At 49.0% G+C, this 18,204-nt stretch carries 16 protein-coding genes; 12 read left to right on the top strand and 4 right to left on the bottom strand.

Annotation, left to right across the window (positions count from 1 at the left end):
* The first annotated feature begins 36 nt into the window (after nucleotides 1-36).
* From F556_RS0107870 to F556_RS0107850, 5 genes are all read left to right on the top strand, one after another.
* Nucleotides 37-846, top strand: a complete 810-nt coding sequence (locus F556_RS0107870) for a hypothetical protein (RefSeq protein ID WP_020616380.1) — start codon at nucleotides 37-39, stop codon at nucleotides 844-846.
* A complete protein-coding gene (locus tag F556_RS33515) occupies nucleotides 843-2,717 on the top strand; it encodes an FAD-dependent oxidoreductase (RefSeq protein ID WP_020616379.1) in 1,875 nt (624 codons plus the stop codon). The genes F556_RS0107870 and F556_RS33515 overlap by 4 nt, the downstream gene beginning before the upstream one ends.
* On the top strand, nucleotides 2,714-3,874 hold the full coding sequence (dgoD, locus tag F556_RS0107860; protein WP_020616378.1) for a galactonate dehydratase: 1,161 nt from the start codon (nucleotides 2,714-2,716) through the stop codon (nucleotides 3,872-3,874). The genes F556_RS33515 and dgoD overlap by 4 nt, the downstream gene beginning before the upstream one ends.
* Before the next feature lie 66 nt (nucleotides 3,875-3,940).
* The gene (locus tag F556_RS0107855) at nucleotides 3,941-4,720 is read left to right on the top strand and encodes an SDR family NAD(P)-dependent oxidoreductase (RefSeq protein WP_063824359.1); all 780 of its coding nucleotides are present in this window, start codon (nucleotides 3,941-3,943) and stop codon (nucleotides 4,718-4,720) included.
* A 193-nt stretch (nucleotides 4,721-4,913) separates the two neighbouring features.
* A complete protein-coding gene (locus tag F556_RS0107850) occupies nucleotides 4,914-5,852 on the top strand; it encodes a ketopantoate reductase family protein (RefSeq protein ID WP_020616376.1) in 939 nt (312 codons plus the stop codon).
* A gap of 318 nt (nucleotides 5,853-6,170) precedes the next feature.
* On the opposite strand, the gene F556_RS0107845 is transcribed toward F556_RS0107850, so the two are convergent.
* A complete protein-coding gene (locus F556_RS0107845; RefSeq protein WP_020616375.1) occupies nucleotides 6,171-8,087 on the bottom strand; it encodes an FtsX-like permease family protein in 1,917 nt (638 codons plus the stop codon).
* Nucleotides 8,088-8,350: 263 nt separating this feature from the next.
* Here F556_RS0107845 and F556_RS0107840 point away from each other — a divergent pair, with 263 nt between their 5' ends.
* From F556_RS0107840 to F556_RS0107820, 4 genes are all read left to right on the top strand, one after another.
* On the top strand, nucleotides 8,351-8,977 hold the full coding sequence (locus tag F556_RS0107840) for a Type 1 glutamine amidotransferase-like domain-containing protein (RefSeq protein WP_020616374.1): 627 nt from the start codon (nucleotides 8,351-8,353) through the stop codon (nucleotides 8,975-8,977).
* 354 nt (nucleotides 8,978-9,331) lie between these two features.
* Entirely contained in the window at nucleotides 9,332-9,733 is a 402-nt protein-coding gene (locus F556_RS0107830; RefSeq protein WP_020616372.1) for a DUF4279 domain-containing protein, read from the top strand.
* On the top strand, nucleotides 9,696-10,529 hold the full coding sequence (locus tag F556_RS0107825; RefSeq protein WP_157272676.1) for a Cthe_2314 family HEPN domain-containing protein: 834 nt from the start codon (nucleotides 9,696-9,698) through the stop codon (nucleotides 10,527-10,529). The genes F556_RS0107830 and F556_RS0107825 overlap by 38 nt, the downstream gene beginning before the upstream one ends.
* A gap of 3 nt (nucleotides 10,530-10,532) precedes the next feature.
* A complete protein-coding gene (locus F556_RS0107820; protein ID WP_020616370.1) occupies nucleotides 10,533-11,048 on the top strand; it encodes a hypothetical protein in 516 nt (171 codons plus the stop codon).
* 137 nt (nucleotides 11,049-11,185) lie between these two features.
* On the opposite strand, the gene F556_RS0107815 is transcribed toward F556_RS0107820, so the two are convergent.
* Together F556_RS0107815 and F556_RS0107810 are read right to left on the bottom strand one after the other, a co-directional pair.
* Nucleotides 11,186-11,887 carry an ABC transporter permease gene (locus F556_RS0107815; protein WP_020616369.1) on the bottom strand — a complete coding sequence of 234 codons (702 nt, stop codon included), beginning with the start codon at nucleotides 11,885-11,887 and terminating at the stop codon, nucleotides 11,186-11,188.
* Entirely contained in the window at nucleotides 11,884-12,837 is a 954-nt protein-coding gene (locus tag F556_RS0107810; RefSeq protein WP_020616368.1) for an ABC transporter ATP-binding protein, read from the bottom strand. Before F556_RS0107810 ends, F556_RS0107815 begins: the two co-directional genes overlap by 4 nt.
* A gap of 135 nt (nucleotides 12,838-12,972) precedes the next feature.
* Here F556_RS0107810 and F556_RS0107805 point away from each other — a divergent pair, with 135 nt between their 5' ends.
* A complete protein-coding gene (locus F556_RS0107805; protein ID WP_020616367.1) occupies nucleotides 12,973-13,647 on the top strand; it encodes a response regulator transcription factor in 675 nt (224 codons plus the stop codon).
* A gap of 68 nt (nucleotides 13,648-13,715) precedes the next feature.
* Nucleotides 13,716-14,753 carry a HAMP domain-containing sensor histidine kinase gene (locus F556_RS0107800; RefSeq protein WP_245583049.1) on the top strand — a complete coding sequence of 346 codons (1,038 nt, stop codon included), beginning with the start codon at nucleotides 13,716-13,718 and terminating at the stop codon, nucleotides 14,751-14,753.
* Nucleotides 14,754-14,922: 169 nt separating this feature from the next.
* On the opposite strand, the gene F556_RS33510 is transcribed toward F556_RS0107800, so the two are convergent.
* The gene (locus F556_RS33510) at nucleotides 14,923-15,768 is read right to left on the bottom strand and encodes an SDR family NAD(P)-dependent oxidoreductase (protein WP_083937920.1); all 846 of its coding nucleotides are present in this window, start codon (nucleotides 15,766-15,768) and stop codon (nucleotides 14,923-14,925) included.
* A gap of 575 nt (nucleotides 15,769-16,343) precedes the next feature.
* Here F556_RS33510 and F556_RS0107790 point away from each other — a divergent pair.
* Nucleotides 16,344-18,083 carry an ABC transporter ATP-binding protein gene (locus tag F556_RS0107790; RefSeq protein ID WP_020616364.1) on the top strand — a complete coding sequence of 580 codons (1,740 nt, stop codon included), beginning with the start codon at nucleotides 16,344-16,346 and terminating at the stop codon, nucleotides 18,081-18,083.
* Nucleotides 18,084-18,204: the final 121 nt, after the last annotated feature.

Raw genomic sequence — 18,204 nt, 5'->3', positions numbered from 1 at the left:
GGCTGGCGCGGGCACGAGGGCAAGAGGAGTGGTCTTATGCACAATCCGATACCGTATTACCCCCTGGTCGTTCTGGGCGCGACCTTCGCCGGACTGGGGGCGGCTTACAGCCGTATAGACGAGACACTCGTTCTGGAGCGCAGCGCCCTGGTGGGCTACGAATATATTAACAGCTATCGACCCGGCGATGGGTGGCACGAGACCAAGCTGAGCGAGAGAGGAGAGGATCTGAAGGCTGAACTGGTGCGCCGCCAGATTCTGGGCGAGGACGGACGTGTCCACATCCCTGCCGTCGCGCCAGTGATGTACAACCGGATCACCCATGATAAGCTGCAGCTCCAGTTTCATACAGAGGTTACAGCCATCGATGAGCATGAGCAGGGATGGGAGATCACCATATACAGCCCTTCGGGTTTCAGCCGGATGTTGGCCGGTGCCATCCTGGACACACGTCCGGAGCATGCGCCAGAGGGGGCAATAACAGGCAAACGGCTCGGGGCGATGCTGAACTGTGGCACAGATGAGCCTGAGCTGCCTGGCGAGGAGCAGCTTGGCGTGCAATTTGTCAGGGGCAAGCTGGCAGGGGAGGTCATGGCCCAATTGCGAATAGACACGGGGGACGACTGGCCGTCGGCTAGACACAAGCTGCATGAGCTCTGGACCAATCGGCCCGAGGCATGGCAAGCCTGGACTCTCTCCGCCGTTGCCGGCTATTTCAACTATGAGGGAAGGCCGAAGGTGCCAACCTGGACTGAACGGCGGGCGGACCTGCTGTCCTATGCCTATCCCAATCCACTGGCGGCCCTCGAGGCGGGAATACGGACGGGAAGGGAGCTGACAATATGATCTTCTCAACAAGAGATAACGGTGAGCTGCACCAGAGCGAGGTGGGTTCTCCGGTATTTGATGCGCAATATGATGTCATCGTCGCTGGACTGGGCACCGCCGGCTCGATCGCCTTAGTCACCTCTGCCCGCCTGGGCTTGAAGGCGCTCGGCATTGACCGGATGCACTGCATGGGCGGTATGGGCACAGCCGGTTCAGTGAACGGCTATTATTTTGGCACCAAGGGGGGCATCTATGAGGAAGTAGATGCTCAAGTGGCGGAGCTGATCGGCACCGTTTATACCCGATCCAGTGCTTACAATGTCGATGCCAAGAAATACAAGCTGGAGCAAATGGCGACGGCGGACGGCGCAGCGCTTGCCTACGAATCGACGGTTACCGCCGTTTATCTGGAAGGCAAGCAAGTTGTTGGCTTGCAATGGATTGGGCCGGAGGGGCTGCAGTCTGCCAGCTGCAAGGTGGTCATCGACTGTACCGGGGATGCAGAGGTATGCGCGCTGGCTGGCTGTGACACGAGCTTCGGCCGGGCGCTGGACGGTCGCGCTCAGCCCTTCACCAGCGTTAAGGTATTCGCGGCTGGGGACAAGGTCAGCTGGCGCAACTTCGACTCGGGCTGCACGGATCAGACAGATAGCCGGACACTGACGGAGTCGATCCTGCATTCACATTCGCAGCACTTGGAGGAAACATATGGGGAAGGGCAGCGCCTGCTGCACCTGGCCCCGCTGCTTGGCATCCGCGAGGGCAGACTCATTCATGGCGAAGATACGTTGTCGCTGGCTGCCTACTTCGAGGATGCGCTTCCCGAGGAGCCTCTGTTCTATGCGTATGCGGATGTCGACAAGCATGGACGTGACCACGCCTTTGAGAGTCAGGCGCTGCAGGACTGGTTCGTAGCTAGCAATCTGGGTGCCGTCAATATATCGGTGCCAGTCTCGCTGGGCATGATGACCCCCAGGGGGTATGAAGGACTGCTAGCGGCTGGCCGTTGCCTTGCCGTCGACCATGATTTATCCACCTGTGTACGGATGAACCGGGATATGCAGAAATCTGGAGAGGCCGCTGCGACTGCCACCTGGCTCGCTATTGACGAGGGAGTGTCTTTGCAGGAGGTTCCTTATGAACAGCTACGGGACATTCTGCAGGAGACGGGTTGTTACAATCCCGAGCAGGACCGCGGCTACCAATTCTCGTATCCGGGCGACCGCAAGCCGGCGGAGGTCATCCATTGGCTGTCGGAGCCATCGGCGATCCGTGAGGGTCTGGCCAGTGACCGGCCCGGGGTAGCCATCTGGTCGTGCCGCCGGCTTGGCCAAGACGTGCGCGAGCATCTGCTGCAATGGCTAGAGGGACTGGATGATCAGCTGCGCCGACATAGTGCACTCGCGCTGGGACTGATCGGCGAGCGCGCTGCACTGCCGCTGCTGCGTCAGATGATCCGGGAGCGTGACCATTATGCCCTCAAAGACTGTCGCAAAAACAATCAGATGCGCGGCTACATGGCCATCTATCTGGCTGCCCGACTGCAGGATGCAGAGGTGGTGGAGGATTTAATCCAACTGGTCACAGATCCAAGCGAGATTGATCGCCCGCTCTACCAGCCAGAAGAATCAGGCAGCCGCGGCAAAACCCAGAAGTACAATGACGTCTACTATCAATTCTTCTCCCATGCTACGATCGGACTGCTGCGCATTGGCGAAGCTCATCCTCATCTGAGAGAGCCAATTGGGCAAGCCCTGCGGCAAGCGGTAGGGGACATGGGATACATCCAGCGGATTACCCAGTTGCCCTTCGGTACCTATGAGTATTCAATCGCAGACAATATCCAGTCTGTAATCGAGCAGGAGCTTGTCCGCTGGGAGGCGTCATGAGAATAACGGATTTGCGCACCTTTGTGATGGATGGCTATCGCACGAATTTCGTTTTCTTGAAGCTCTATACAGATGAAGGCATCGACGGTGTCGGGGAAGCGACACTGGAGTACAAAGAAATGGCCGTCTTGGGGGCTATTGAGGACCTGCGCAGATATCTCATTGGCAAGGACCCCCGGGACATTGAGAAGCACTACAGTACCATCTACCGAGACGCCTATTGGCGGGGCGGCGCCGTCCTGATGTCCGCGCTTAGTGCAGTCGAGATGGCGATGTGGGATATTAGCGGCAAGGCGCTGGGCGTACCTGTCTACCGCCTGCTGGGCGGCAAGGTTCGAGACCATGTGAACCTGTACGCCAATGGCTGGTTCGCAGGGGCGAAGCAGCCGGAGGCCTTCGCGGAGAAGGCCAAGGAGGCAGTCGGGCGCGGGTTCAAGGGACTCAAATGGGATCCCTTCGGCAGCGCCTATATGACCATCGGACGTACCGAGCTGGAGTACGCGCTGCAATGCATCGAGGCCGTCCGCGCGGCGGTGGGCTCGTCCATCGAGCTGTATATCGAGGGGCACGGCCGTTTCAATGTGCCTACAGCGCTGACGATCGCGCAGGAGATTGCGTGCTTCAAGCCCGGCTGGTTCGAAGAGCCGATCCCGCCGGACAATGCAGACGCCCTGGCTGAGGTACGCAGGAAGTCGTCGGTACCCATCGCTGGAGGCGAGCGGATCTATACCCGGTTCGGGTTCCGCGAGCTGTTCGAGAAGCACGTCGTCGACTATGTGCAGCCGGATGTAAGTCATGCGGGCGGGATCGCCGAATCCCGCAAGATCGCCGCGATGGCAGAGGCGTACCATATTCCGTTCGCCCCTCACAATCCGAGCGGACCTGTCGCCAATGCGGCGACGCTGCAGCTGGCTGCCTGCACACCCAATTTCCACATCCTTGAGATTATGGCGACCGATGTGGCGTGGCGGGCGGAAATCACCAATGAACGTCTCGAGTTCCGGGATGGCGAGCTTCGAATACCCGATGCTCCGGGCCTCGGAATCGAGTTAAAAGAAGACGCGTCCTTGAAATATCCTTATACGCCGCATGATTTGCGTCACTACAGCGGGAATCTGACGGCTATCCGGCCGCCAGATAGTAAGCCCTATTTTTGATCAAAAATGAACAGGTGTTAATTTTTGGAGAGGGTGGTACTTCGCTATGGTTGATGTTTTACTAAGATGACAGGTGAGAAAGGGGACGCGAGGGTGTACAATTTCAGCGGCAAGACCGTGCTGATCACAGGGGCCTCGCAAGGGCTGGGCCGGGCGATGGCGACTTCATTTGCTGAAGCCGGGGCAACGGTCATCCTGAACGCCATCGATCCACCGGATGTTATGCAGGCCATTGCCCAGGAGATTAAGGAAACGGGTGCAGCCTGCGAAGCCATCCAGGCGGACGTCAGTTGCGAGCAGGACGTGCGCGAGATGTTCGCCGAGGTGGAGCGGACGTTCGGTAGCCTGGATGTGCTCGTCAACAATGCGGGCATCAGCCGATCCGAGGACATCGAAGAGATCACGTTGGAGAGCTGGCAGCAGGTGATAGACACCAACCTGACGGGTACCTTCCTCTGCTGTAAGTACGCGCTCGGCCTTATGAAGCGTCAACGATCAGGACGCCTGATCCAGATCGCCTCCGTCGTGGCACAGCAAGGTGCGCTCTACGGTCATGTGCACTATGCCTCCAGCAAGGCAGGTCAAATCGCCTTCACCAAGACGCTCGCGCGGACGGCAGCACCATATGGCATCACCGTCAACGCAATTGCCCCTGGCATCATCGATACTGAGCTGCTGCGTCGAACGCTGGGGCAGGCCAAGATTGACCAACTATCCGCCTCCATTCCGCTAGGTCTAGGCAGTCCCGAGGATGTAGCCGCAGCGGCTCTATTCCTGGCCAGCGATCACGCCAGATACATCACGGGCGCAACACTGGACGTGAATGGCGGATTGTATATGCGATGAACGAACAGCAGCAAGCCTTGTCCTTGGGGGACGGGGCTTGTTGCTTTTTTTAATGGTGGGGACATCCCTTAGGTAGAGAAAATCATCCGACAAATTATGAAAAACTGATGTTTGATGCGGGCATCATAAAAATTTATGATTATATCATACAACATGTTGTTGGACTTTACGAAGATTAATTGGGGGGAAGCTAATGACAGTTAAACAACATCGAATTTTAATTTTTGGCGCAGGTGTGATCGGTAGCATATATGCCATTAAATTTATGGAGGCGGGGTTTGACGTGACTATGCTGGCACGTTCGGATCGATTCCATGCCTTGAAGGAAAATGGCTTAAAATATAATATTAAAGGTGAGATCAAAACGATAAATGTCAAGGTCATCGATAAGCTTGAAAATGATGATCGGTATGATTTTATTTTCGTTACCGTTCGTTACGACCGATCGGAATCCGCGTTATTGGCGCTTAAGGATAACCAAAGTAAGATTATTGTTACTATGATTAGTAACTCCATTGGATTTTCTTCATGGCTGGATATTGTAGGGGATCGACTTTTACCAGCTGCTCCAGGCGTTGGTGGACAAATAAAAGATGGAATATTGTACCCCCGATTTTTACCAAAGCTATTGGCGGCTACGAACATCGGAGAAATTAATGGCTCAGTGACTGTACGTATTAAAATGCTCGCAGAACTATTAAAAGCAGCTAAGCTTCCTTACGCAGTAAATAATGATATGCGTGCGTTTTTAATCACTCATGCTGTAACGGATATTGCCATGCTTGGCTTTTTGAATCGTGATCTTGATAAGGTTAACCACGATACAATTAACATCAGAAAAACGGCTCGTCAAATAACAATTACAATTAAGAAGAATGTAGGGGTTATTCAACAAGCTGGCGTTACGATTAATCCGACCAATCTAAAACTGTTGCTTAACTGTCCGAATTGGGTGTTGAGCTTTTTCTTTAGGCTATGGTTACGAACGAACATGGTGAAGGATATGATGTTGCCGGACTATGCGTTTCATGCAAACAATGAGATGGTACAGTTAAATAACGATTTAAAAACGTTTGTAAGTCAAAAGGGTTTCACACTATATGAAGGACAACAAGATGGGATATACCACTAAACCCGCGTGCGATGAACGAACAGCAGCAAGCCATGTCTTAGGGGGACGAGGCTTGCTGCTTTTGTTGGTATCTAGGATCATCGTTAAACACGTAATGCCCTCATTTGTGCTAACGGCCATATAGATGCTTATTTTGGTTTTTTTGAGGAGGTTGCGGTTCTAACGGCCACAGGCGCAGTTATTTGCCTAAATACACAGGGAAAGTAGCACCACCACGCACAATAGCTGCATATATGGCCGTTAGAATTCCAGTCCATCGATTTTGGGCGAAATAGCGGCTGTGGTGGCCGTTAGAGTCTGGACATCCCCTATAACCGTCTACAAAGCATATTTAACGATATTCTTGTAATACCGAATCGTAACCAAAGCAAACATTAGATAGATGATAATATACGCTGCCATACTTAGGATGATTGGGGTCAGCATACTTGCCGCCATGAGAATAGAACTTACGTTCAGGGCAAACGCTGCGTGCGTTAATCCAATTCCTAGAGGAATTAAGAAAACGAAGAGCTGTTTTCGGATGATGCCTTTCATAATATCATTGACTTCGAACCCGAGCTGCCGCAGCGTGCGATAATGACTTTTTTCTTGTTCCGCCTCCGTCATTTGCTTAAAGTACAAGATACTTCCCGTTGAGAGGAGGAAGACCAAGCCTAGAAAACCGGCAATGAAAATGAGCAGTCCGAAGTTTTGACGCGATCCCTCGTAGGTAGAGTGAAAGTCCCTAAGAAAGAGATCACTGTCCACGCTCGATTGGAAGATGTCCGAGGCGATATCGGATTTCTCAACATCCAAAACGTTGAACACCTCATAACTCAAAACCTGGTATTCATCCTCTTGCATGCTGTCTCTCATACTCTCGAACGTAGCTTCAGACACAAGTAATTGATAGCCATAGTTAATATAATTCATCATGTTATTCAGTTTAGAGGTAGTGACCGTAATTTGATTGAATGCATCGGTTGATGCAAACTGCACTTCTTTTGGAGATCCAACTTCCATGCTTTCTATCACGGCTCGCGAACTATGATAGATGGCTTTACCCTCTTCGGGGCTCTCAACATCTAGTCCAGCCTGCGCCATTTGCTCAGTTGAGAATAGCAAAAACGGACTATTTAGCGTAGCATGTGAACCCTGCTCCATCCATGCGCCATGAAATCGAATGGCATCGATTTGGTAATAATCGAATGCGATTTCTGCCTCTTCTAACTTACTCGTGATCGTAGCTGCTTCCGCTGGCATATTTTCCACTGCAAAATCAAAAGGCATCGACAATCTCACATCGTTTTCAGTTGAATAATACAAGGAATAGGATAGGGAAATCATCGAAATCGCCATAGCGGACAAGATGGTGATGATGGTTAATGAATTGGCGTGACCTTTCATTCGATGCATTAATGGTGCGACGGAAAGACTGTTATACAAGCCGAGATTCCCATTTTTCCTTTTACGAAAAACATATAATATCCAGCTTATCGTCGTATGGAACACTAGATAGGTTCCGAGTATGGTGCTGACGAGCACGATTAACATTAGAAAAAGCAGCGCATCTGCATTGTAGGCAATAAAGGTCGATACATAGTAGCCAAACCCGATTAGACTAATCCCCGTTACTCCCAGAATGCCTGAAATCATGCTTGGACGTTTGGTGATGGGATCATGTTGATGACTGGCCTGAAACAATTGGAGTAAAGTGCTGCGATAGACCGTCACTATAATCTGTAACGATGTGACCGCAAGCAAGCATAGGAACACAGCTATCGTCTGCATGAGCGCTTGAACGGAAAAGCTCAAGCCGAACACAACCTCAAGACCAATCAGGTTCAAAAACAGCAGAAGGAAGAGCCGGGAAAGCAAAGCTCCCACTAACGTTCCAACTAGTAGAGCGCCTAGACCAAGAATCGTGTATTCGGAAATCAGTACCCGGGCAACCCATGCTTTAGACAAGCCGATTAACTGAAACAGCCCAATTTCTTGACTGCGTCTGCGAATAAAAATGTTCGTCGCATAGAGTGTAAACACAATAGTAATAAGAATGAGCAAGATACCAGCGATTTGCAGGGCCGTTGAAAAATTTACGCTAACTTGAACCATTTCACTAACGGTTTGGTCATGCTGTAGGGTGGAGAAGATAAAATACAAACTGATACTTAAAATCATCGCAAAAAAATAGAGGTAATACATTTTGATGTTCTTCCGCATGCTGCGGAACACTAATTTTGTTGTAGTCATTACTAGATGCCTCCTTCAAGATCCGCTTGCCTATCGATATCCTCAGTGTAGTGCTTTTATTTCCCCTGGTCGTTCGTATTAGGTGATAATTGCCGGACCCAATGTGATAATTTTGTCATGTTGCACAAGAAAAGCAGTCAGGCTTAGATATATCATCCCACTGCCGTAACCAATATTCTATTAAAATTAAAAAGATCGTCTTATACATTCAAATGCATTATTATAAAAGGGGGTTAGGAATAAATGTAAAGTGAGGGTTTTGTATGAAATTCTATTTATCATCTTTCAGGATCGGAAACCAAAAAGAGAAATTAGTGCAAATGACAAAGGGTGGAAATAGGAAAATTGCTTTTATAAATAATGCTTTAGATTTTGCAACCGACTTAAATAGAAAGAACATGAGTGACTTGTTTGACATTAATGATCTCACAAGTCTTGGATTTTACGTTGATATCCTTGATTTAAAAAATTACTTTAATAAACAGGAAAAGCTTGAAGAAACGCTGGAACAATTTGATGTAATCTGGGCTAGAGGAGGTAATACTTTTGTTCTAGCACAAGCAATGAAGTTAAGTGGTTTTGATGAGATTCTAAAGAAATACCACATTAACAACAAGAATATTGTTTATGGCGGGTATAGTGCTGGTGTGTGTATCCTAGGACCAACATTAAAGGGAATACACTTAGTTGATGACCCCAGTCAAAAACCATATGGTATGCACTATCATACAATTTGGGAAGGAATAAACATTATAGATTACGTAATTGCCCCTCATTATAAATCCGATCATCCAGAATCAAAAGATATAGAAAAAGTTGTAGATTATTTAATAGAGACTAGAACCCCATATAAAACTCTCAGAGATGGAGAAGTAATTGTTATTGAATAACAAATCAGTAGATACATATTTTGAGAATAATTAAAGGAGGCTTTACGAAAGTGACGGCATTTCAATTGGTGCTTTATTATTTCATATTGCATCAGGGGAATATGCTTATAGAACTTGGACTGATCGGTGGCTTGATATAGAAAGACCTTTTAGCAACAGAACATCAAATAATTATTTTAGATGGTTTCATGTGTTTGAAGATGAATAGAGGTCAAATAAGAGTGATAGTAAAGAAATTAAGGAATTCCAATGTGTTTCAATGATCATTAATTACTACATTAAGCATTGACCAGAAGCCATATTTCGACAGAAACGAAGAAGCCAAGTCCAGCATGAATTTAAAGGAGTTAAGGAATGGATAAAACCAAAGTGAAAGTCGAATTCGGCTTATACGGAAAATCATTTAACACTCAAGAGATAACTAGAATACTTGGCCTTACACCAAGTAGATATTGGAACAAAGGAGATCACATTCGTGGAAATATCCATAATAAAGAAACCTATTGGGAAATTAGTACGGACTATGAAGAGTCATATGATATCAATGACCAGATGCATAAAATCGTTTCTCAACTTATTGGGAAAGAAGATCAGATTAACTCTATTCAAAGAAACTACAATGTTGAATGTAAATTTGACGTTGTTATTCACATCGAAAATAATGAAAAACCAGCCATGTATCTTGAAAGAGATCGAATTAAGTTCTTGAACGAAATCAATGCCACAATTGATTTTGATTTGTATATTTATAGTTGAAAGAATTCATGAAAAATGGTTCATCCTAGATGAAATTGTAATTAGAAAAGAGGTTAAAGAGCATATGAAATATCCTACTAAGGATGAATGGATTAAAATTCAGGAGAACTCGAATATAGATAAGCTAAAACTTACTGTTGCCATCCCTCAAAGTACCGATATTTTTACTTTCGCAATCAATCAAGAACTAAGGAGTTGGATAAGACTTTTTAATAATAGACTCGGTGAGACAAGAATGAGTTATGTATTGTTTATGAGTAACTTTAATGAAGGGATTCCAGATGAACAATGGTATATTTCACCAGGTTTTAATGGGGAGTCGATTCAATATTTCCCTCACTTTGAAGAAAAAAATTTTCATTTTAAGTCTATGTTTGATTACTATGTTGACATATTCTATTATAAATTCTTTTCTGCATGGGATACCATGTTTCATATACTAAATACACATCAACAATTTGATGTTAATTCAGGTATTGGATTTAATAATAAGGTTTTAAACAAGCTAAAGGTTACGAATCAGGAATTACATAACATTATCAAAGAGACTGATAACTCAGCTTCTTTCATTAAATCTAGAGACTTAAGAAATAATATAACTCACAATTTTGCACCAAATGAAGTAAGTTCAGGTTTAACTAAACTGAAACGAAATGGAGAATTGAAAAGAATAGACGTGGGTATTGGAAGCTATACACCCTCATCTATTTTTGTAGAGAACATAAATGGAGTTATTGAAGAATTCTCAAATTTATTAAAAGTTATTGAAAAAAATCTTGAAGGTCCTAGGAGTTGAACCATGAGCGAATTCAGTGCAAGCTATCACTTGCGAACTAGCGATCGACAGAGGGCCATCGATCTTATTCGCAATTCAGATCACAACGGCTTTGTTTTCCCGGAGATGAATGGCTGGGTGACGTTTATTATTGAAGGGCCAGCGTTTGAGATTTGTGAGTCCGTTGTTTCTGAGAATCCAGGCTTACTTGTTCATTACTCTTATACGCAGGACCATGGATGGGGCCTAACGATTTTTGACAAGGATGAAATCATATCTGCTTATTCGTGCGATTGGACGGATGCACTTTCAATTGAGAAAGACGAGCTTGATCTGTATTTGTTGAGGGAATTGATCATAAAGCAAGGGAATTCAGCTGAAGATTTGGAAGCCGTGTTTGATTTAGTTGGATATCGTGGAGAAGAGCCTCCAGCTTATTACATCGCCAAGAAGCTAGGTTTACCCTATTTTCAGTGGCTATCCGCTGACGATATCGGTGATGGCTCCCGTTATGAGAATGTAGTCATTGTGAATGAATGATAATCATCCTAGTTTTGTGATTAAACCCATGCCGTGATGAGATGAGGTGTCGGTATGCAGATAGAAACAAGCGGTTCCAGAAGGGGACCGCTTGTTATCTACTATTGAAACTGTTTTCGGGGCGCAAAACAGGACGATTACTTATGCTCTGCAAATCGCCACCAAGCGACGGTTCCGGCGAACCCTGCTAGCCCCGTAGCAGCGAGTATGATCATGCTCATATAGCTGAGCTCTTCTCCAGTGAGCATTAGAACGGGAATCGTCCAAGGAAAATAAGGACCGAAGCCTAACTGCACGACCACATTCGAGACGATGACGATGAGAAAGGTGACGCCGATTGGAGCAAGGTAGCCTCGGGTGAGATTGGCGATTAAAGCGCTCGTCGTGCTGACGAGTATAATCATCAGGGAGGCGCCCATGAATGTCCAGAACACGTGCAGGATTGAGAACATGGAGCCTCCGCTGACGCCAATCAGTGAACCTGCAACTGCGATGACTGCAAAAGTAAAAACAGCCAAGCCTATATTCCACAAAACGACGGCCATAAATTTAGCCAATACGGTATAGGTCTTGGGCACCGGCTTAACAAGGATGTCCTTGATGGTGTTGTTGGTGTATTCCACGCCAAACACCCAGGCGGAGGTGAATGCGAATCCTACGACTAGCAAAGAGGCTATGGATCCAAGCAGATCTGCGAAGTAGGCTCCCCAATGGGCTGCAGAACTGTTGAACATCGCAATCATCAAAGGCAATGCCGTAAAGGCCCCAAGCATGACCCAAAAGACGACAGACCGCCAGATCTTGCGTGCTTCGTTGTGAAGGAGAGATAAGAGCTTCATGCGTGCTTCCTCCCTTCAGTACGGATCATCCGTAAGAAATATCCCTCCAGATCCTCCGTAACGACGCTCAGGTGAGTCGGCGGCTGACCGGTCCGCACCAATATTTCTGCGATTTTCTCTGGCTGCGTTATCGCGCGGTCTTCTGCCAAGACCAAGCGTCCGTCAGCGTCTTCTTCATAGCTGTACCCATGTTCTGTAAGGATACGCATCAGGGCAATACGATTGCGACCGTCCAGGAGTACACTTTTTTGCAGCGATTGCTCCAGCTGGTTCACCTTCATATCCTGGATGAGCTGTCCTTTGTGCATGATACTGATGCGGTCTACCAGCTTGGATAATTCTTCTAGCATGTGGCTGGAGATGAGGATGGTGACGCCGCGATTACACGACAAGTCGAGCAGCAGCTCACGGATTTCGACGACACTTGCCGGGTCAAGCCCGTTGATCGGCTCGTCCAATATCAATACCTCCGGGTCGTGAAGCATAGCCTTTGCCAATCCAAGCCGTTGTTTATTCCCCAGGGAAAGCGCTTTGGCAGGCTTGTCCTGATGGGCACCAAGATCAAGCTGCTGGATGACGCGAGCAACAGCGCCGCGGTCTGCGAGCAGGTGCATTCTGCGGGCGATCTCCAGATTTTCGGTGACTGTAAGATCAGGATAAAAGGTTGCCTCCTCCAGATAGCCAACCTTTTCCCACAGCTTGTAATTGCCAGTGTCTACTTTACTCCCTAGTAGGTGAATGGTACCGGAGGAGGGCTTCAGTAACGACAGGAGCATTTTAATCGTCGTGGTCTTGCCAGCGCCATTCAACCCCAGGAAACCTATCACCTCTCCTCGTTTCACGTCCAACGAAAGATTGCGTACGGCCTGGTAATTGCCAAAGCTTTTGCTGACATGTTCCAGTTGGATCGCGCTGGTGCTGCCAGTGTTGTCTGTTCTGCTTGTTCTCATGACATAACCTCTCTCTGTGATGGGATAATTAGAACTGTAATCGTCCAATATCAACTGAACCTCAAGCGAATCGGGTTGATGTTCGGTTTACGTTGGAGCAGTATAATAAGGATAGAGTAGAGGGAGGAGTGCACCGTGTTCAATATCCTTGTGGTCGAAGATGATGCCAATACGCAAAAACTGATATGTGCTGTGCTGAAGCATGGAGGCTTCACCGCCTATCCGGTTAATAATGGGCTCGAAGCGCTGAGCAGGATGGAGGAGCAACGCTTCGACTTGATCGTGCTGGACCTGATGATGCCTGAGATGGACGGTTATCAACTGTGCGAGGAATTGCGCAGCGTCGGGGACAATATCCCGATTCTGATGGTCACTGCGATGCATGACATCACAGATAAGCATCAAGGTTTCCTTGCGGGTACGGATGATTATTTGACGAAGCCATTCGACGAGCAGGAGCTGCTGCTCCGCATCAAGGCGCTGTTGCGCAGGGCACAGGCAGCCAGCGAGCACAAGCTTGTGTTGGGTGAGACCACCTTGGATTACAATACGCTGACGGTTACAAGCGGCGATCAGCGAACCTCTCTGCCGCAAAAGGAGTTTCACTTGCTGTTCAAGCTGATGAGCTATCCCGACAAAATCTTTACCCGCCTACATTTGTTGGAGGAAATCTGGGGGCTGGAAACCGAGATGGACAGCCATACCCTGAATGTGCATATTAACCGATTACGCGACAAATTCAGGGGTAATCCCGATTTTGAGATCGTGACGGTTCGTGGACTGGGATACAAGATGGTGAAGCGACAATGAAAGGAATGAGCAGAGTGCCAAGAAGGCAAAGGATTGCTCCGAACAAAATTAGTCTCGCGTTTTCCTTGGTGGCGTTGGTGTTTGTGGTTATGGTGTTGTCGATTGGTTCTGCGGGGTTGCTCGCGTTTCTGCTCTATCAGGCAGGAATACTGGACATGAATCAGCCGGAGCCCCTGCGCGGGGTGTATGTTCTGATCTATATCAGCCTGTTTATGGGGGTGGTGATAGCCGCACTTCTGAGCAGACGTTCGGTTCGACCTATCCGTGACATGATGGAAGCCACCAGCAAAGTGTCGAAGGGGGATTTCTCCGCTGAGGTGAGCGTGAAGGGCAGCATTGTCTTTGAACTGGATGCATTGGCGGGGAGCTTCAACACAATGGTGCGTGAACTAAAGGGGATCGAGACGTTGCGCAGCGATTTCGTGCGGAATTTCTCCCATGAATTCAAGACTCCGATAGCCTCGATCAGTGGGTTTGCCAAATTGCTGAAGAAGGGGAATCTCAGTGAGGTAGAAAAGCAGGAATACCTGGATAGTATTATTCAGGAATCTGAACGCTTGGTAGGCTTATCTACCAGTATTCTCAATCTCTCGAAGGTAGAGACGATTGAGATTGTGAGTGAGAAGTCCTTCTATCGCCTGGATGAGCAAGTCAGGCTGGCGATTCTCATGCTGGAGCCGCAGTGGAGTGCCCGCAGCCTCCAGTTGGAGCTTGCTTTGGAGGAAGAGATCGAAATTTGGAGCAACCAACATCTGATTCAACAGGTGTGGATCAATCTGTTGGAGAATGCGATCAAGCATTCGAACAGCGGCGGAACGCTAAAGGTCGGCTTATGGCAACGCGGAGAGGAAGTGGTGTTTCGGCTGGAGGATCAGGGATGCGGAATGAGCAACGAGACGATGCGGCGGATGTTTGACAAATTTTATCAAGGCGATGCTTCTCGCGCAGCGGCGGGGAACGGACTCGGATTGACATTGGTCAAGCGCATTGTCGCCTTGTGCGAAGGAGCAATAGAGGTAGAGAGCGAGCTTAATCGAGGGACTGTTTTTACGATTCGGTTGCCTCTGGGGCAGCCGGATAGCCAATCGCTTCAACCGACCTCATGAGAAAGAGTAAGCGAGGCGACTTGGGAACGGCCATCCAGCATATTTGTTTGCGTCCATCCGGCAAGGTTGTGCGTTTGTTGATCGATTGGCCGAGCTTGGCCCCCATAGCCCAGCCCTTCCTCGCGGCTCATATGCGGAGGTGACGATTCCCAGCAGCCAGTCGGAAACGTCAAGCCTCGAGATACGGCGCCATCCACACCATGCTTTGATCATGCAATTCGTTTTGCTTGTCGACATCCATTGTAACCGGCACGGTGGGGGCTGTCTGCATGGCCTTGAAAAACTGCCCCGTTGTTGCGGCCACCTCTTCGGAGGTCGCGAGATAGATCGAGGTGCGCGAGCCTTGCTGCGGAGATTGCATGAATAACTTCAACAGCGGTCTTGCAAATGCAGGTACGGATCGTGCGGATTGCGGCGTGTAGATGACTCCGGGGTGAAGGGCATTGACAGTCACACCGCTCCCGGACCATTCCTTCGCCATACGGTAAGTCATCATCAAAACTGCCGTTTTGGCAAGCTTATACGCCTTCATGCCCCGGTAGGAAGATTCGAGGGGGTGGGCGGCTTCGTCGGCTTCAAACTGCTTGGCTTGCATGATGGAGGCTACATTGATGATTCGCCCAGCTCCGGATGCCTGCAACTGTGGCAGCAATAGTCGCGTCAGTAAAAAAGGAGCCAGGTAATTCACGGCAAAGGTCTGCTCAAAGCCATCGTCATTGGTCTGATAGCTGCTGAATACACCGCCCGCATTGTTAATTAGCACATCCAGTTTGTTGTGGCGTTCCTTAACCTGCTGCGCCAGACGTACGATATCCTTGGCAGAGGACAAGTCCGCTACCAGCAGATCCACCTTTGCGCCTTGTATTTGCTGAAGAATGGCTTGCTTGGCTGCGGTTCCCCGTTGTTGATCACGGCACACCATAATGATGTGGTATCCTTGGCTTGCCAGCCCCTCCGCTGTTGCATAACCTATTCCCGAGTTCGCGCCGGTTATCAAACATATTTTCGCAGACATCGATTAGTTCCTTTCGGGGTTAATTTTATGCAAAATAATCCATTTTCCTCGTCCATCTTATAGTACAAGAATCAATTGAAACGGTCAAAGTGTTATTTGGACAAAACCGCCTCGGCTCGTACCGCCTCGGCTCGTACCGCTAACGGCCATATAACCTCTTATTTGCATCCAAAAAGGGCTAAATATTTTCTAACGGCCACATATGCGCCTATTGTGCGGAAACAGAGCTGTAATGCCTCAAAAGCCCTCGAATAACTGCGCTGGTGGCCGTTAGAATGAAAAGTGTGATGATTAGGATGAAATAGCAGCTGTGGTGGCCGTTAGGTTTTGAGAGACGATCACTCTTTCGGCTCGGCGTGGTCCAACGTTTGATGGCGGCGATCGGTATGGTAAAATTGCAGATAAGCAGTGATCGTTCTGTGAAACGCCCCAGGGTCCCAGGGTTCAAACGAAAAAAGTGACTCGTACGGCTGCTGTCATGCACGTGACCTATGAGCGACCTGTATCCATGCGTTGAGTATGGCCATAACGCTGTAAGACGCGCATTAATCTACGAAAAGTAGGAGCTATTCACAATGGAAAATCAGCAAGGTGGCTTAAAGCCGTTTATTCATCTCATCCTATCCACGAGGCTTCCCAAGTTTCCCTTAGTTTTCGGCTTAACAGCCAGTGTGCTGACAACTCTCGCCGGCCTGGTCGTACCGTTGCTCACACGCAATCTGGTCGACGGATTTTCGGTAGAGTCCTTGAGCTGGCCACTCATTTTTGCAATTGGCGGGGCTTTTATTGTACAGGCTGTAATCAGCGGGTTTTCTATCTATCTGCTCAGTTTGGTAGGTCATACCATAGTAGCTCGGCTGCGCGACAAGATGTGGGTGAAGCTGATCCGACTGCCTGTCTCTTATTTCGACAAGCAATCCAGCGGCCAGAGTGTAAGCCGGATTGTCAACGATACCAGTGTCGTGAAGGATTTGATATCCAATCATTTTCCGCAATTTGTTACGGGCATCATCTCTATTATAGGTGCCATTATCATTCTGCTCCTCATGGACTGGAAGATGACGCTGCTCATGCTCGTCTCGGTGCCGATTACGTTGGCAATTATGATCCCTTTGGGCCGCCGCATGGCCAAGATCTCTCGAGGTCTGCAGGATGAGACAGCTGTCTTCACAGGTCATGTGCAACAAACCATGGGGGAGATCCGCCTGATGAAATCCTCCAACGCAGAGGGCTATGAGGAGTCCAAGGGCTTGGCCGGCGTAGAAAGGCTGCGTGGCTTCGGGTTGAAGGAAGCACGGATTTTTGCCTTTATCGGGCCGGTGATGTATCTCGTCGTGATGGTTGTTATTGTAATGATTATCGGATATGGCGGGATGAGGGTAGCGAGCGGGACAATGTCCACAGGCTCGTTAATAGCCTTCCTGCTCTATCTCTTCCAGATTATTATGCCGATTACCTCCTTCGCGATGTTCTTCACCCAATTGCAGAAGGCGAAGGGGGCGACGGAGCGGATTATTGAGATTCTGGAGCTCCCGCTGGAGGAGGATCGGGAGGGGATGGCCATGGATATTACGGACCAACCGATTCAGGTTTCAGAGGTTTCCTTTGCCTACAGTGAAGAGGAGCCGGTGCTGGAGCGCATTTCCTTCCAAGCCCAGCCTGGAGAGATGATCGCCTTTGCCGGGCCGAGCGGAGGCGGCAAGACCACGATGTTCGGTCTGCTGGAGCGGTTCTATGAGCCTACAGCAGGCGAGATTCGGATCGGCGGCACGCCGATCAACGAGCTGTCGATGTCTTCCTGGCGCGGACAGATCGGCTATGTCTCACAAGAGAGCGCCATGATGGCGGGCACCATCCGCGAGAATCTGTGCTACGGCCTCGAGGATAAGGATCAGATTACAGATGAGCAATTATGGGAGGTGGCCGCGATGGCGTATGCGGACCAGTTCATCCGAGAATTCGCCAAGGGATTGGATACCGAAGTAGGAGAGCGCGGCGTCAAGCTGTCAGGCGGCCAACGCCAGCGAATTGCGATCGCCCGCGCCTTCCTCCGCGATCCGAAGATTCTGATGATGGATGAGGCAACCGCTAGCCTGGACAGCCAGTCCGAGGGCATCGTGCAGCAGGCGCTGTCCCGCTTGATGGAGGGGCGGACGACATTTGTCATTGCCCATCGTCTCTCCACCATTGTGGAGGCGGACAAGATCATCTTCATCGAGAAAGGGCAGGTAACAGGCATCGGCACCCATCAGGAGCTGACCCAATCCCATGCCCTCTATCGTGAATTCGCCACGCAGCAGCTCACCCAGCATTAAGATGCAGCACGCGTAAAAACCGTTTGATTGGGTCTGCATCTGTCATTTGACGAGGAGAAACCCTGGAGGCACGAACGTAAGGGGGGCGGGTTTGCAGTTGCCGTAATCTCTCTGCAGGGTT

This window comes from Paenibacillus daejeonensis DSM 15491 (genome assembly GCF_000378385.1).
Lineage (GTDB): Bacteria > Bacillota > Bacilli > Paenibacillales > Paenibacillaceae > Paenibacillus_D > Paenibacillus_D daejeonensis.
Note: the sequence above shows the minus strand (reverse complement) of the source record. Positions and strands in the feature narration are given on the sequence as shown.

Bases quoted from the DNA above. Each gene is read 5' to 3' on its own strand.
- F556_RS0107870 (WP_020616380.1), top strand. From the start codon at position 37: ATGCACAATCCGATACCGTATTACCCCCTGGTCGTTCTGGGCGCGACC.
- F556_RS33515 (WP_020616379.1), top strand. From the start codon at position 843: ATGATCTTCTCAACAAGAGATAACGGTGAGCTGCACCAGAGCGAGGTG.
- dgoD (WP_020616378.1), top strand. From the start codon at position 2,714: ATGAGAATAACGGATTTGCGCACCTTTGTGATGGATGGCTATCGCACG.
- F556_RS0107855 (WP_063824359.1), top strand. From the start codon at position 3,941: ATGACAGGTGAGAAAGGGGACGCGAGGGTGTACAATTTCAGCGGCAAG.
- F556_RS0107850 (WP_020616376.1), top strand. From the start codon at position 4,914: ATGACAGTTAAACAACATCGAATTTTAATTTTTGGCGCAGGTGTGATC.
- F556_RS0107845 (WP_020616375.1), bottom strand. From the start codon at position 8,087: ATGACTACAACAAAATTAGTGTTCCGCAGCATGCGGAAGAACATCAAA.
- F556_RS0107840 (WP_020616374.1), top strand. From the start codon at position 8,351: ATGAAATTCTATTTATCATCTTTCAGGATCGGAAACCAAAAAGAGAAA.
- F556_RS0107830 (WP_020616372.1), top strand. From the start codon at position 9,332: ATGGATAAAACCAAAGTGAAAGTCGAATTCGGCTTATACGGAAAATCA.
- F556_RS0107825 (WP_157272676.1), top strand. From the start codon at position 9,696: ATGCCACAATTGATTTTGATTTGTATATTTATAGTTGAAAGAATTCAT.
- F556_RS0107820 (WP_020616370.1), top strand. From the start codon at position 10,533: ATGAGCGAATTCAGTGCAAGCTATCACTTGCGAACTAGCGATCGACAG.
- F556_RS0107815 (WP_020616369.1), bottom strand. From the start codon at position 11,887: ATGAAGCTCTTATCTCTCCTTCACAACGAAGCACGCAAGATCTGGCGG.
- F556_RS0107810 (WP_020616368.1), bottom strand. From the start codon at position 12,837: ATGAGAACAAGCAGAACAGACAACACTGGCAGCACCAGCGCGATCCAA.
- F556_RS33510 (WP_083937920.1), bottom strand. From the start codon at position 15,768: ATGTCTGCGAAAATATGTTTGATAACCGGCGCGAACTCGGGAATAGGT.
- F556_RS0107790 (WP_020616364.1), top strand. From the start codon at position 16,344: ATGGAAAATCAGCAAGGTGGCTTAAAGCCGTTTATTCATCTCATCCTA.